Source organism: Pseudomonas sp. HS6-2 (assembly GCF_049325675.2).
Classification (GTDB): Bacteria; Pseudomonadota; Gammaproteobacteria; order Pseudomonadales; family Pseudomonadaceae; genus Aquipseudomonas; species Aquipseudomonas putida_N.
The window spans coordinates 159,349-171,134 of the sequence record NZ_CM143906.1; the positions used below are offsets into that span (position 1 = coordinate 159,349).

Here is an 11,786-nt window from a genome sequence, read left to right on the forward strand (position 1 = left end):
TTGATCCAGTGCTTACTCAAGCTTTAGTTGTTTTGCGGACCTCGCGCCAGCTTGGCACGCTCTGCAAGCATTTGAAATATTTGTGTCATGAAAACCGGTGCATGAAAAAGGGCCCCGAAGGGCCCTTTTTGCTGCGCGTCCTGATCTTACCGACCTGGAATGTCCTTGCGCAGTTTCACCGGGTCGTGCTCCTTGCCCTGCTTGCGCGCCATGGCGGTGCGCATGCGGATGTTGATCGCCTCCACGGCCAGCGAGAAGGCCATGGCGAAGTACACGTAGCCCTTAGGTACGTGCACGTCGAAAGATTCGGCGATCAGCACGGTACCGACGACGATCAGGAAGGAAAGTGCAAGCATCTTCAGCGATGGATGCTTGTCGATGAAGTCGCTGATGGCACCGGCGCAGGCCATCATCACCAGCACTGCGACGACGATGGCGGCAATCATCACCGGCACGTGCGAGACCATGCCGACGGCAGTGATCACCGAGTCCAGCGAGAACACGATGTCGATGATGGCGATCTGGATGATGGTGTAGAGGAACTTGCCGCCAGCGCCCTTGGGCTCGTCGGCGCTCTCTTCCTCGCCCTCCAGGCCGTGGTAGATCTCTTGCGAGCTTTTCCATAACAGGAACAGGCCGCCGCAGAACAGGATCAGGTCACGACCGGAGATACCCTGGCCGAATACCACGAACAGGTCGGCGGTCAGGCGCATGACCCAGGTGATCGACAGCAGCAGCATGATGCGGGTGACCATGGCCAGGGCCAGACCGAAAATCCGGGTGCGTGGCTGCATGTGCTTGGGCATGCGGCTGACCAGGATCGAGATCATGATGATGTTGTCGATCCCGAGGACGATCTCAAGCGCTGTGAGGGTAAAAAAGGCAACCCAGATTTCCGGGCTGGTCAGCCATTCCATGTGTATTCCTTCAAACGATATAGGCGATGCGTGTTAATTAAAGACTACTGAACAGCGGGAAAATGCCCATCAGCAGCGCGGCGAACATTATGCATAGGCATACCAGCACTGCCCACTTGAGCGTGAAACGCTGGTGATCGCCGAACTCGATACCGGCCAGGGCCACCAGCAGGTAGGTCGAAGGCACCAGTGGGCTGAGCAGGTGTACCGGCTGCCCGACGATCGAGGCGCGGGCCATTTCCACGGGGCTGATGCCGTAATGGCTGGCCGCTTCCGATAGCACCGGTAGCACGCCGTAGTAGAAGGCATCGTTGGACATGAAGAAGGTGAACGGCATGCTCACGATCGCGGTGATCACCGCCAGGTACGGGCCCAATGCTTCAGGGATGACCGCCAGCAAGCTCTTGGACATGGCCTCGACCATGCCGGTACCGGACAGGATGCCGGTGAAGATGCCCGCAGCGAAGATCAGCCCGGTCACGGCCAGCACGCTGCCGGCGTGGGCGGCGATTCGGTCTTTCTGCTGCTGGAGGCAGGGGTAGTTGACGATCATGGCGATGCTGAAGGCAATCATGAACAGTACCGGCAGCGGCAGCACACCGGCAATCAGCGCGACCATCAGGCCGGCGGTCAGGGCACCGTTGAAGTAGATCAGCTTGGGGCGGCGTGCTTCTGGGAACTGCGACACGCTGATTTCGCTGTGGTCGATGTCGTCGGTGGGCAGGTGCAGTTCACCCAGGCGGGCACGTTCGCGCTTGCCGTACAGGTAAGCGATGGCGAGGATCGCCAGCACGCCGAAGGCCATGGCCGGGATCATCGGTACGAAGATGTCCGATGGATCCACGTGCAGGGCGCTGGCGGCGCGGGCGGTCGGGCCACCCCACGGGGTCATGTTCATCACCCCACCGGCGAGGATGATCAGGCCGGCCATGATTCGCGGGCTCATGCCCAGGCGGCTGTACAGCGGCAGCATGGCGGCACAGCAGATCATGTAGGTGGTGGCGCCGTCACCGTCGAGCGAGACCACCAGGGCCAGCACCGCAGTACCGACCGAGACTTTCAGCGGGTCGCCCTTGACCAGCTTGAGGATCTTGCGCACCGCCGGGTCGAACAGGCCGGAATCGATCATCAGGGCGAAGTAGAGGATGGCGAACATCAGCATCACGCCGGTGGGCGCGAGCTTGCTGATGCCTTCGAGCATCATCGGGCCGATCTTGGCGGAAAAACCGCCGAACAGGGCGAACAGGATCGGTACCAGGATCAGCGCTATCAAGGCCGACAGGCGCTTGGTCATGATCAGGTACATGAAGGTGATGACCATGGCAAAGCCGAGGAAGGTCAGCATGGCGATACTCCAGGTGTGGCGCAGCGAAAGGAATGGCTATTCGGGCGGATCAGCGCGCGTGGCGCTGCACGGGAAGCATGGGTCGGGGGGCAACATGAAGGCGGGCGCAGGAATACATCAGAATCACCATTGTTGTTGTTGATGGGCCGGGCGCGGAGATTTCCGGGTGCCCTGGCTTACCGGTCTTGTGCCGGTAGTGGCGGCTATCCTAGGGGGGCAAGCTTTCAGCCAGCTTTCGCTGGAAAAACGGCGACGGGAGGTAGGTAATGCAGGATGTAACCGAGGGTGGCTGCCATTGCGGCGCCTTGCGCTATCGGCTGCAGGGTGACCTGACGGATGTCGCCCATTGCCATTGTTCGATCTGCCGGCGGGTCAGCGGCGGGCTGGTGGTGACCTGGGTCACCCTGCCCCGCTCGGGTTTCCGCTGGATGGCGGGAAGGCCTCAATGCTATGTGGCGCCGGCCAGTTGCAAGCGGTATTTCTGCGGGGAATGTGGGGCGCATGTGGCACTGGTGACCGAACATAGCCCTGGATCCATCGATGTGACGGTGGCGACGCTGGATCACCCGGAGCGAGTGCCGGCCAAGCGACATATCTGGACGACAAGCCGCTTGCCCTGGATGCACCTGGATGAAGGGCTGCCAGAAGAATCTGAGGAAAAACTCTAGGTATTGTGCTGGTCTTGCCGGCCTGTTCGCGGCTAAAGCCGCGAACAGGCCGGCACAGGTTATCAAGGCAACTGCAGGCCGCCAGCCGCCTTGTGCAGCGCCCGCAAATGCTCGCCAATCTGCTTCACATTGGCTTCGACCGCAGCAATTTCCCTGGCCCGCGACGGCTCCAGCAGTGCCCTCACCTCCTTGTCCAGGTCGCTACTCAAGCGCAGCAGCTTGGCCTGCCGCTCGCTACTGACCTGCTCCAGCTGCTTGCGCTCTTGCGGCTGCGGCAACCCGTAACCCTTGGCATCCAGCAACTCGGCCGGGCGGCTGAGGAAGCCGCTGTTGGCGAGCATCTGCTTCAGGGTCTGATCGGCTTTATTGATACTGCCGTCCTTCAGCGCTGCTGCATTCAGGTAACGCTGTTTCACTTCGTCCTGAGCCAGCAGCAACTGCCGGCGCAGGCTGGCCTGCTCGAGCAACAGCAAAGCTGCGCTGGTGCGCAGGTCGGCCTTGTCGAACCAGGGGCGCCTCTGCTCGGCATCCAGCGCCAGCCAGTCTTCGACCTCGGTCTGCTTGATCGGCAGTTGCTTCCTCAGCACATCGAACATGGCCTGGTAACGGTCGCGATAGGAGTCGAAGCGATAACCCAGGCGCAGGGCCTCTCGCGGGTCATCGAGCACACTGGTATCAGCCAGTCCCCTGCCCTTGAGCACGGCCAGCAAGCCATTGGGCATGATGCTGTCGAGGTCATTGAGGCGTGGGTTGGCAGTGCCGCTGCGTAGCAGTTTCAACGATTCCACCGCGCAGTTGTTGGACAGGAACCAATAGTTGCCGTCGTAGCTCCAGTGCATCTCGGCGGCCTGGCGCACCAGGTTTTCAATCTCGTCGCGGTTGAGCTTGAGCGGTACCGAGGCCAGGCTGCGCAGTTCGGTCTTGGTGTATTCATCGATCACCTGGCCCAGCGGCAGTACGAACAACCGTGAGGGGTAGGCGCCGACCAGGCCGTCCCAGCTGGACAGCTGCACGTCGTTGACGAACGCCCGGTAAGACAGCACCAGGCTCTGGTCGAGGTCCAGGCGGCAATCCGGGCCGCGTGGGCGGCCGGGTTTGCAGATCACCAGGCGCAGCATGCTGTGGCCCCAGCGGCTGACCAGGTTCTGGTTGGCTTCAGCCAGCAGGAAGTCGACCTCGTAGACCCGTTCTGGGTCGATCTCGCCCAGCGGCTGGCGGGCGAAGTCGCTGCCGGCATTGATGAACGGCAGGCCTTTGGCGCAGGTGTTCTGCTGTGGCGCCCAGCCGAAGTGGTCACGCAGGTATTGGTTGAGCGCCGGTCGACGGCAGCCGTAGCTCGGGTCGAGGAGGAAGTACTCCATGTTGACCGCGATGTATTCCTTGGGGCTGCTCAGCTCGTAACTGTCGGGGCTGCGCATGAACTGGGCGTTGTGCTGCTCACGTTCGCCGCGGCGGCCGACATATTGCGGCCACCCAGCCAGGTCGAGCAGGCGCGGGTCGTCGCTGAGGGTAAAGCGGCGTTCGGCTTGACCGCGGCATTCTTCCGCCTGGCCGATCTTGCCCAGCGTGCCTTGCTGGCGCGCGCAGCGGGCGATCAGCGAACGCTCGGCGCTGGGCCACAGGCGGGCACGATCATAAATATGGGTGAGCTCATGCAGGACGGTGGCCAGCAGCTCTTCACGCACCGTGCCATGGGGGCGGTTGGTACGCTCGGTGGCGGCACTGCCGTCAGTCAGGCTGGGCAGCAGGCGGCGGTTGAGTTCGAGGGTCGAGACCAGCGACGCCTGGCCATAGGCATCGGCCGGCATGCTGTCGCTCCAGCTGACCGTTACGCGCCGGTCCAGCCGTTGCTTGAACAGTGGCGGCAACTTGGCCATGGCCTCATCGAGCAAGGCCTGGCTGGCTTGGGTCTGTTGCGGGTCGAGGCCTGTCTCCTGCAGTTCGAGCTGCAGGTCGGCCAGGGCGGGCGTGCCCAGCAGCGTCAGGGCGCAGCCGAGCAGCCAGGCACGCACGCGATTCACAGCGCGAGGATGGCTTCGGCCAGTACTTGGTCGCTGGCGTCGCGCGCTTCAGGTACGCGCTCGCGCAGGGTGCTGAACGCGGCCTCCAGTTGCGCGCCACGGATATCGCCATTGCTGGCGACGAAGCTGGCAGCGTCGTCATGGGCTTCGCGCACCACTTTGGCGTCGCGGATCGAAGTGGTGGTGTCAGAGGTGAAATCGATCGAGCGACCAAAGGCGCGCACGATGATGTTGCTGGTGGCCACCAGGGTCTGTGCATGGGCCAGGTCGGCCAGCAGCAACATGCCGAGGGAAGCGGCAATCAGCGGTTTACGCATGGAGCATCTCCGAAAAATACAGGGAGTCAGGTGTAGTTATTGGACGAGAATTGCTTCTGCCAGTTCAAGGTCGCCGACGGAGTGCCGAGCGCAGTTGTGGCGCAGCGAATCGAGTGCCGCTTCCAGGCGGGCACCGCGGATCAGGCCATCGCTGGCAACGTATGCCGCAGCATCGTCACGGGCCTGCCTGACCAGTTTGCGGTCGAAAGGGGCGGCGGTGACCTGGCTGGTGACGTAGCCCGTGATGACCAGGCCTTGTGTGGTGGTGTCCATGGCGTGGGCACTGGCCATGGCAGTGGCACTGAAGAGCAATGGCAACAGATAACGCATGAGCATTCTTGACGTCAGGAGAAGTGAACGGCGAAGGCTACCCCAGGTGCGAGGCCGCTAGCCAACGCACCTGCTTTGCATAGCCTTGATCAGATCGCGAGGATGGCCTTGGCCAGCTGTGCATCACTGGCTTGCAGCTGCGGCATGGTCGAACGGATGTGCAGGAAGGCACTTTCCAGCCGCGCACCACGAATGGCGCCTTCGGTACCGACGAAGCTGGCGGCGTCGTCACGGGCGGCCTGCACGATCTTGTCATCGCGGAACGATGAGGTCAGGTCGGAGGTGGCGTCGGTGGAGGCGGCGAAAGCGCGTACCACGGCATCGGTGGTAACAACGAAACTGCTGGCTTGGGCGGTGCTGGCCAGGCCGAGCAGCAGGGCGGCACCAATCAGGTATTTACGGGACATGTTCTTGGACTCCTGGATAGGGTTCTGCTTTATCGGACGCTGGTACAGCTCGTTACGGTACGTGTTTGACAACGGGTTCTACCAGACTGCTGAGCGAAGCGTATCACGCGGTGCTGTTTCTGGATGTTAATGAGAGCGGAAGTGGACAACTGTTATGGTTAATTTCGAATAATTCATAACTGTACAGGTTTCGCGAGGGACTGCTCTGGGACGCGCCTGGCGGGCAATAAAAAACCCGCTGCAGTCGCCTGCAACGGGTTGGGGAATTCGCGGTGCCGGCCAAAGCCGGCGAACCGGAGCTTAGCGCCAGAACGGCTTGCTCAGCTCTTCGTAACGCTGCGACTCGCTGATACCGGCATCGGCCAGCAGGCGGGCATCCAGGCGAGCCAGTTGACGGCGGCTGGCCATGCGACGCTGCCACAGCAGCAGAGTGGAGATAGCGCGCAGTGGCAGGGAAGCCTGGGACTGCTGGGCGTTGCTTTCAAAAACCAGACCGGAACTGAGGGTACGTTCCATGATGTTTCATCCTTCCGCTTATGGCGGGATTAGGTAGTGATTTAACTGATGCCAATGATCCTCCTCTGCTGTCCATAACAGTAGATACAGTTCAACAGCAATGCGATGGGCCAGTTAACTGTTTAACCCTACTGTTGCACTCGAAATAGGCGTAACTGTACTGGTCTGCACTGATGTGGTGCGTTTCTGCATGGGTCGGAGGATTTGCAAGCCAGGAAAGCCTGAAGATAGCAGTACAGTAGTACAGTTTTAATCAGGAAAGTGAGCGAAGTGTTCAGGCGGGGGTGGTTTGACTGTTGTGGTCCTGTCGTCGGCGTGGCGACGACAGGGCCAAAACAGTTGAGGCAGCTGGATCAGCTGGCGAGCATGCGCCCGGTTTCTTCCAGGTTTTCGTGCCAGCTCAGTGCTTCACGCAGGATGTGCGGGGTATGGCCACCACGCTGGCAGGCGCGATCGAAGTAATCGTTCAGCGCTGCGCGGTAGTCCGGGTGCACACAGTTGTCGATGATCGCCCGGGCCCGCTCACGCGGTGCCAGGCCACGCAGGTCGGCCAGGCCTTGCTCGGTGACCAGGATGTCGACATCGTGCTCGGTATGGTCAACGTGGCTGACCATCGGTACCACGCTGGAAATCGCCCCGCCCTTGGCGATCGACTTGGTGACGAACACCGCCAGGTGGGCGTTGCGGGCGAAGTCACCCGAACCGCCGATGCCGTTCATCATTCTGGTGCCACAGACGTGGGTCGAGTTGACGTTACCGTAGATGTCGAACTCCAGCGCCGTGTTGATGCCGATGATGCCCAGGCGGCGGACCACTTCGGGGTGGTTGGAGATTTCCTGTGGGCGCAGGACCAACTTGTCTTTGTAGCGCTCCAGGTTTCCGAACACGTCAGCATTACGACGGGTCGACAGGGTGATCGAGCTGCCCGAGGCAAAGCTCAGCTTGCCGGCGTCGATCAGGTCGAAGGTCGAGTCCTGCAGCACTTCGGAGTACATGGTCAGGTCTTCGAACGGCGACTCGATCAGGCCACACATCACCGCGTTGGCGATGCTGCCGATACCTGCCTGCAGCGGGCCGAGCTTGTTGGTCATGCGGCCAGCCTCCACTTCCTGCTTAAGGAAGTTGATCAGGTGGTCGGCGATGCCCTGAGTTTCGTCATCCGGTGGCAGCACGGTGGATGGCGAATCCGGCTGGTCGCTGATGACGATGCCGACGATCTTGGCCGGGTCGATCGGGATTGCAGTGCTGCCAATGCGGTCGTCGACCTTGACCAGCGGGATTGGCGTGCGGGTCGGGCGATAGGTCGGGATATAGATGTCGTGCAGGCCTTCGAGGTTGGCGTTGTGCGACAGGTTGATCTCGACGATCACTTGTTTGGCAAAGATCGCGAAGCTGGCCGAGTTGCCCACCGAGGTGGTTGGCACGATGTGGCCCTGCTCGGTGATGGCCACGGCTTCGATGACCGCGATATCCGGCAGCTTGAGCTGCTGGTTGCGCAGCTGCTCGACGGTTTCCGACAGGTGCTGGTCGATGAACATCACCTGGCCATCATTGATGGCCTTGCGAAGGGTGCTGTCGACCTGGAAAGGCATGCGACGAGCCAGTACACCAGCTTCGGTCAGCTGCTTGTCGAGGTCGTTGCCCAGGCTGGCGCCGGTCATCAGGCTGATTTTCAGTGGCGACTGCTTGGCGCGTTCGGCCAGGGCATGCGGCACAGCCTTGGCTTCGCCGGCGCGGGTGAAGCCGCTCATGCCGACGGTCATGCCGTCCTCGATCAGGCCAGCGGCATCTGCCGCACTCATTACCTTGCTGTGCAGGGAGGACAAGCGGATACGATCACGGTACATGGATTGTTATCTCGGGCTACTGAAACTACTGCAGCGCAGTCTAGAGATTTCGCCCATTGCCGTCCCACGACCATGGTCGTATGAGAAGCATTGAAATAGAGCCGTTGATCTGGATCATCAAAAGAAAAGCCCCGGCAGATTCTGACCGGGGCTTCCTTTATATCAGCGGGTTTGCAGCGACCGTTATCACTCTACCGCTTTTACCATGTCTTCAATGACTTTCTTCGCGTCGCCGAACACCATCATGGTCTTGTCCAGGTAGAACAGTTCGTTGTCCAGGCCGGCGTAGCCGCTGGCCATCGAGCGCTTGTTGACGATGATGGTCTTGGCCTTGAAGGCCTCGAGGATCGGCATGCCGGCGATGGGCGACTTCGGATCGTTCTTCGCCGCCGGGTTGACCACGTCGTTGGCACCCAGCACCAGCACCACGTCGGCCTGGCCGAACTCGGCGTTGATGTCTTCCATCTCGAACACCTGGTCGTATGGCACTTCGGCTTCGGCCAGCAGTACGTTCATGTGCCCAGGCATGCGCCCTGCCACCGGGTGGATCGCGTACTTCACGGTCACGCCGTTATGGCTCAGCTTCTCGGTCAGTTCCTTCAGTGCGTGCTGGGCACGGGCCACCGCCAGGCCGTAACCCGGGACGATGATTACGCTGTCAGCGTTGCTCAGCAGGAAGGTGGCATCGTCGGCAGAGCCGGACTTCACCGGGCGCTGTTCCTTCGAACCTTGCGCCGCGCCGGCATCGGTATCGCCACCAAAGCCGCCGAGGATGACGTTGAAGAATGAACGGTTCATCGCCTTGCACATGATGTACGAGAGGATGGCACCGGACGAACCGACCAGGGAGCCCGCGATGATCAGCATCGAGTTGTTCAGCGAGAAGCCGATACCGGCCGCGGCCCAACCCGAGTAGCTGTTGAGCATCGACACCACTACCGGCATGTCGGCACCCCCGATCGGAATAATGATCAGCACGCCCATGATGAAGGCCAGGACCAGCATCAGGGTGAAGGCACTGTAGTGTCCAGTGAAGGTAAACAGCAGGCCCAGGGCGATGGTGGTCAGGCCGAGGATCAGGTTCAGCTTGTGCTGGCCGGTAAACTGTACCGGTGCGCCCTGGAACAGGCGAAACTTGTACTTGCCCGACAGCTTGCCGAAGGCGATCACCGAACCGGAGAAGGTGATGGCGCCGATGGCTGCACCCAGGAACAGTTCCAGGCGGTTGCCGGTGGGGATCGGGTCGCTGATGGCGGCGACGATGCCCATCGACTGCGGCTCAAGCACGGCCGCAATGGCGATGAATACCGCAGCCAGGCCGATCATGCTGTGCATGAAGGCGACCAGCTCGGGCATCTTGGTCATCTCGACGCGCTTGGCCATGATCGAACCGGCGGTACCGCCGACCAGCAGGCCGACGATGACGTAGCCGATACCGGCGGTCGCAAGCTCGGCCCCGAGTTTATAGATGAGGCCAACCGTGGTGAGGATGGCGATCCCCATGCCGATCATGCCGAACAGGTTGCCGCGCCGCGAAGTGGTCGGGTGCGACAGGCCCTTGAGCGCCTGGATGAAGCACACCGAGGCGACGAGGTAGAGGAGCGTTACCAGATTCATGCTCATGCTTACTTCTGCGCCTCGTTCTTGGTTTTCTTCTTGAACATCTCAAGCATGCGGCGGGTGACCAGGAAGCCACCGAACACGTTGACTGCAGCCAGGGCTACCGCCAGGGTGCCCATCAGTTTGCCGGCCGGTGTCACGGTCAGGGCCGCCGCCAGCATGGCGCCAACGATGACGATCGCCGAAATGGCGTTGGTAACCGCCATCAGCGGCGTGTGCAGCGCCGGGGTGACGTTCCACACCACGTGGTAGCCCACATAGATGGCTAGCACGAAGATGATCAGGTTGTAGATGCCATGGGAAATCAGCATGTCTTCCATTGTCGTGCTCCTTAGCCGTTCTTGCGGACGACCTGGCCATCGCGGCACATCAGGCAGGCCGCGACGATGTCGTCTTCGAGGTTGATGACCAGCGCGCCGTCCTTGTCGAACAGCAGCTTCATGAAGTCCAGCAGGTTGCGTGCATAAAGCGCCGAGGCATCGGCGCCCACCTGGGCCGGCAGGTTGGTCGGGCCGACGATGATCACGCCGTTTTCCTGCACCACCTGGTCAGCAACGGTCAGTGGGCAGTTGCCGCCCTGAGCTGCTGCCAGGTCGATCACCACCGAGCCGGGCTTCATTTGCGCGACGGTTTCGGCGCTGAGCAGCGTCGGTGCCTTGCGGCCGGGGATCAGTGCGGTGGTGATGACGATATCGGCCTGCTTGGCGCGTTCGTGTACGGCCTGGGCCTGGCGTTGCATCCAGCTGGCCGGCATTGGCCGGGCATAGCCGCCAACACCTTCGGCGCATTCACGCTCTTCGTCAGTCTCGTAGGGCACGTCGATGAACTTGGCGCCCAGCGACTCGATCTGCTCCTTCACCGCCGGCCGTACGTCGGATGCCTCGATCACCGCACCCAGGCGTTTGGCCGTGGCAATGGCCTGCAGGCCGGCAACGCCTGCCCCCAGGATCAGCACGCGGGCGGCCTTAACAGTACCGGCGGCGGTCATCAGCATGGGCATGAAACGAGGGTAATGGTGAGCCGCCAGCAGCACGGCCTTGTAACCGGCGATGTTGGCCTGCGATGACAGCACATCCAGGCTCTGGGCCCGCGAGGTGCGTGGCGCGGCTTCCAGGGCGAAAGCGGTGACACCGCGTTCGGCCATCTTGCCGATCAGCTCGCTGTTGAAGGGGTTGAGCATGCCTACCAGGAGGCTGCCGCTGTTGATCAGGGCCAGCTCCTGGTCGTTGGGAGCGACCACCTTGAGCACCAATTGGGCGCCGTAGGCATCGGCTGCGCTTCCCAGGGAAGCTCCCACGGCCTCATAGGCACTGTCCGGAATGCTGGCGTTGAGCCCTGCCCCCCGTTGGACGGTGACCTGATGGCCTTGGCCAATCAGTTTCTTGATGGTTTCGGGGGTCGCAGCGACCCTTGTCTCACCGGTCTGCGTCTCGAGAGGAACACCAATGTGCACGACTATTTCTCCTGCGGTGACCTTTGTCTTTGTAAAAGCCAGCACACTGCGTATGGCGCGCTGGGGCGGCTGTTGAGCGCCGGACCCGCCGAATCCAGGGCGGGCGAAGCATTTTGCAGACGAACCCAGAGGCCATCAACCGGTTCTGGAGCGAAACGAAGTCAAAACTACAAGTCACCCTGTGACCGTATGTCGCAAGTGATAGGCTACAGCCCGTCAACCATGGGGTATTGGCAGATTAGGGGAAAAATCGAAATTTTTTGCGATGATTTCGCGGATGGGCTCATGGATGTCGTAAAACCCTCTGAAAGCCGCGTGTTTAGAGGCCTAGATGGGGTTTTTCGA

General features: G+C 61.3%; 12 protein-coding genes. 1 reads left to right on the top strand and 11 read right to left on the bottom strand.

Going from position 1 to position 11,786, the window contains the following annotated elements; all coding sequences use genetic code 11:
• Positions 1-146: 146 nt before the first annotated feature.
• Together ACOKS3_RS00755 and ACOKS3_RS00760 are read right to left on the bottom strand one after the other, a co-directional pair.
• Positions 147-917 (bottom strand): TerC family protein, encoded by a 771-nt coding sequence (locus tag ACOKS3_RS00755; RefSeq protein WP_422764309.1) that lies wholly within the window; start codon positions 915-917, stop codon positions 147-149.
• Between the two features lie 37 nt (positions 918-954).
• Positions 955-2,262, bottom strand: coding sequence for a CitMHS family transporter (locus tag ACOKS3_RS00760; protein WP_103448303.1), 1,308 nt, complete (start codon positions 2,260-2,262; stop codon positions 955-957).
• Between the two features lie 266 nt (positions 2,263-2,528).
• On the opposite strand from ACOKS3_RS00760, the gene ACOKS3_RS00765 reads away from it, so the two are divergent.
• Entirely contained in the window at positions 2,529-2,930 is a 402-nt protein-coding gene (locus ACOKS3_RS00765; protein WP_103448302.1) for a GFA family protein, read from the top strand.
• Between the two features lie 62 nt (positions 2,931-2,992).
• Here the strand turns inward: ACOKS3_RS00765 and ACOKS3_RS00770 are convergent, their stop codons facing one another.
• From ACOKS3_RS00770 to ACOKS3_RS00810, 9 genes are all read right to left on the bottom strand, one after another.
• Positions 2,993-4,951 carry a DUF7844 domain-containing protein gene (locus ACOKS3_RS00770; protein WP_422764308.1) on the bottom strand — a complete coding sequence of 653 codons (1,959 nt, stop codon included), beginning with the start codon at positions 4,949-4,951 and terminating at the stop codon, positions 2,993-2,995.
• Positions 4,948-5,268 carry a DUF2388 domain-containing protein gene (locus ACOKS3_RS00775; protein ID WP_103448300.1) on the bottom strand — a complete coding sequence of 107 codons (321 nt, stop codon included), beginning with the start codon at positions 5,266-5,268 and terminating at the stop codon, positions 4,948-4,950. The genes ACOKS3_RS00770 and ACOKS3_RS00775 overlap by 4 nt, the downstream gene beginning before the upstream one ends.
• Positions 5,269-5,304: 36 nt before the next feature.
• On the bottom strand, positions 5,305-5,598 hold the full coding sequence (locus tag ACOKS3_RS00780) for a DUF2388 domain-containing protein (RefSeq protein ID WP_103448299.1): 294 nt from the start codon (positions 5,596-5,598) through the stop codon (positions 5,305-5,307).
• 89 nt (positions 5,599-5,687) lie between these two features.
• On the bottom strand, positions 5,688-6,005 hold the full coding sequence (locus ACOKS3_RS00785; RefSeq protein WP_103448298.1) for a DUF2388 domain-containing protein: 318 nt from the start codon (positions 6,003-6,005) through the stop codon (positions 5,688-5,690).
• 300 nt (positions 6,006-6,305) lie between these two features.
• Positions 6,306-6,521 carry a DUF1127 domain-containing protein gene (locus ACOKS3_RS00790; RefSeq protein WP_054884336.1) on the bottom strand — a complete coding sequence of 72 codons (216 nt, stop codon included), beginning with the start codon at positions 6,519-6,521 and terminating at the stop codon, positions 6,306-6,308.
• 353 nt (positions 6,522-6,874) lie between these two features.
• A complete protein-coding gene (locus tag ACOKS3_RS00795) occupies positions 6,875-8,368 on the bottom strand; it encodes an acetyl-CoA hydrolase/transferase family protein (protein ID WP_103448297.1) in 1,494 nt (497 codons plus the stop codon).
• A gap of 186 nt (positions 8,369-8,554) precedes the next feature.
• Entirely contained in the window at positions 8,555-9,991 is a 1,437-nt protein-coding gene (locus ACOKS3_RS00800; protein ID WP_422764307.1) for an NAD(P)(+) transhydrogenase (Re/Si-specific) subunit beta, read from the bottom strand.
• Between the two features lie 2 nt (positions 9,992-9,993).
• Positions 9,994-10,308 carry an NAD(P) transhydrogenase subunit alpha part 2 gene (locus ACOKS3_RS00805; RefSeq protein ID WP_003256966.1) on the bottom strand — a complete coding sequence of 105 codons (315 nt, stop codon included), beginning with the start codon at positions 10,306-10,308 and terminating at the stop codon, positions 9,994-9,996.
• Between the two features lie 11 nt (positions 10,309-10,319).
• Positions 10,320-11,441, bottom strand: a complete 1,122-nt coding sequence (locus ACOKS3_RS00810) for a Re/Si-specific NAD(P)(+) transhydrogenase subunit alpha (RefSeq protein ID WP_422764306.1) — start codon at positions 11,439-11,441, stop codon at positions 10,320-10,322.
• Positions 11,442-11,786 lie beyond the last annotated feature (345 nt).

Coding starts and splice junctions, on each gene's coding strand:
- ACOKS3_RS00755 (WP_422764309.1), bottom strand. CDS start 917: ATGGAATGGCTGACCAGCCCGGAAATCTGGGTTGCCTTTTTTACCCTC.
- ACOKS3_RS00760 (WP_103448303.1), bottom strand. CDS start 2,262: ATGCTGACCTTCCTCGGCTTTGCCATGGTCATCACCTTCATGTACCTG.
- ACOKS3_RS00765 (WP_103448302.1), top strand. CDS start 2,529: ATGCAGGATGTAACCGAGGGTGGCTGCCATTGCGGCGCCTTGCGCTAT.
- ACOKS3_RS00775 (WP_103448300.1), bottom strand. CDS start 5,268: ATGCGTAAACCGCTGATTGCCGCTTCCCTCGGCATGTTGCTGCTGGCC.
- ACOKS3_RS00780 (WP_103448299.1), bottom strand. CDS start 5,598: ATGCGTTATCTGTTGCCATTGCTCTTCAGTGCCACTGCCATGGCCAGT.
- ACOKS3_RS00785 (WP_103448298.1), bottom strand. CDS start 6,005: ATGTCCCGTAAATACCTGATTGGTGCCGCCCTGCTGCTCGGCCTGGCC.
- ACOKS3_RS00790 (WP_054884336.1), bottom strand. CDS start 6,521: ATGGAACGTACCCTCAGTTCCGGTCTGGTTTTTGAAAGCAACGCCCAG.
- ACOKS3_RS00795 (WP_103448297.1), bottom strand. CDS start 8,368: ATGTACCGTGATCGTATCCGCTTGTCCTCCCTGCACAGCAAGGTAATG.
- ACOKS3_RS00800 (WP_422764307.1), bottom strand. CDS start 9,991: ATGAGCATGAATCTGGTAACGCTCCTCTACCTCGTCGCCTCGGTGTGC.
- ACOKS3_RS00805 (WP_003256966.1), bottom strand. CDS start 10,308: ATGGAAGACATGCTGATTTCCCATGGCATCTACAACCTGATCATCTTC.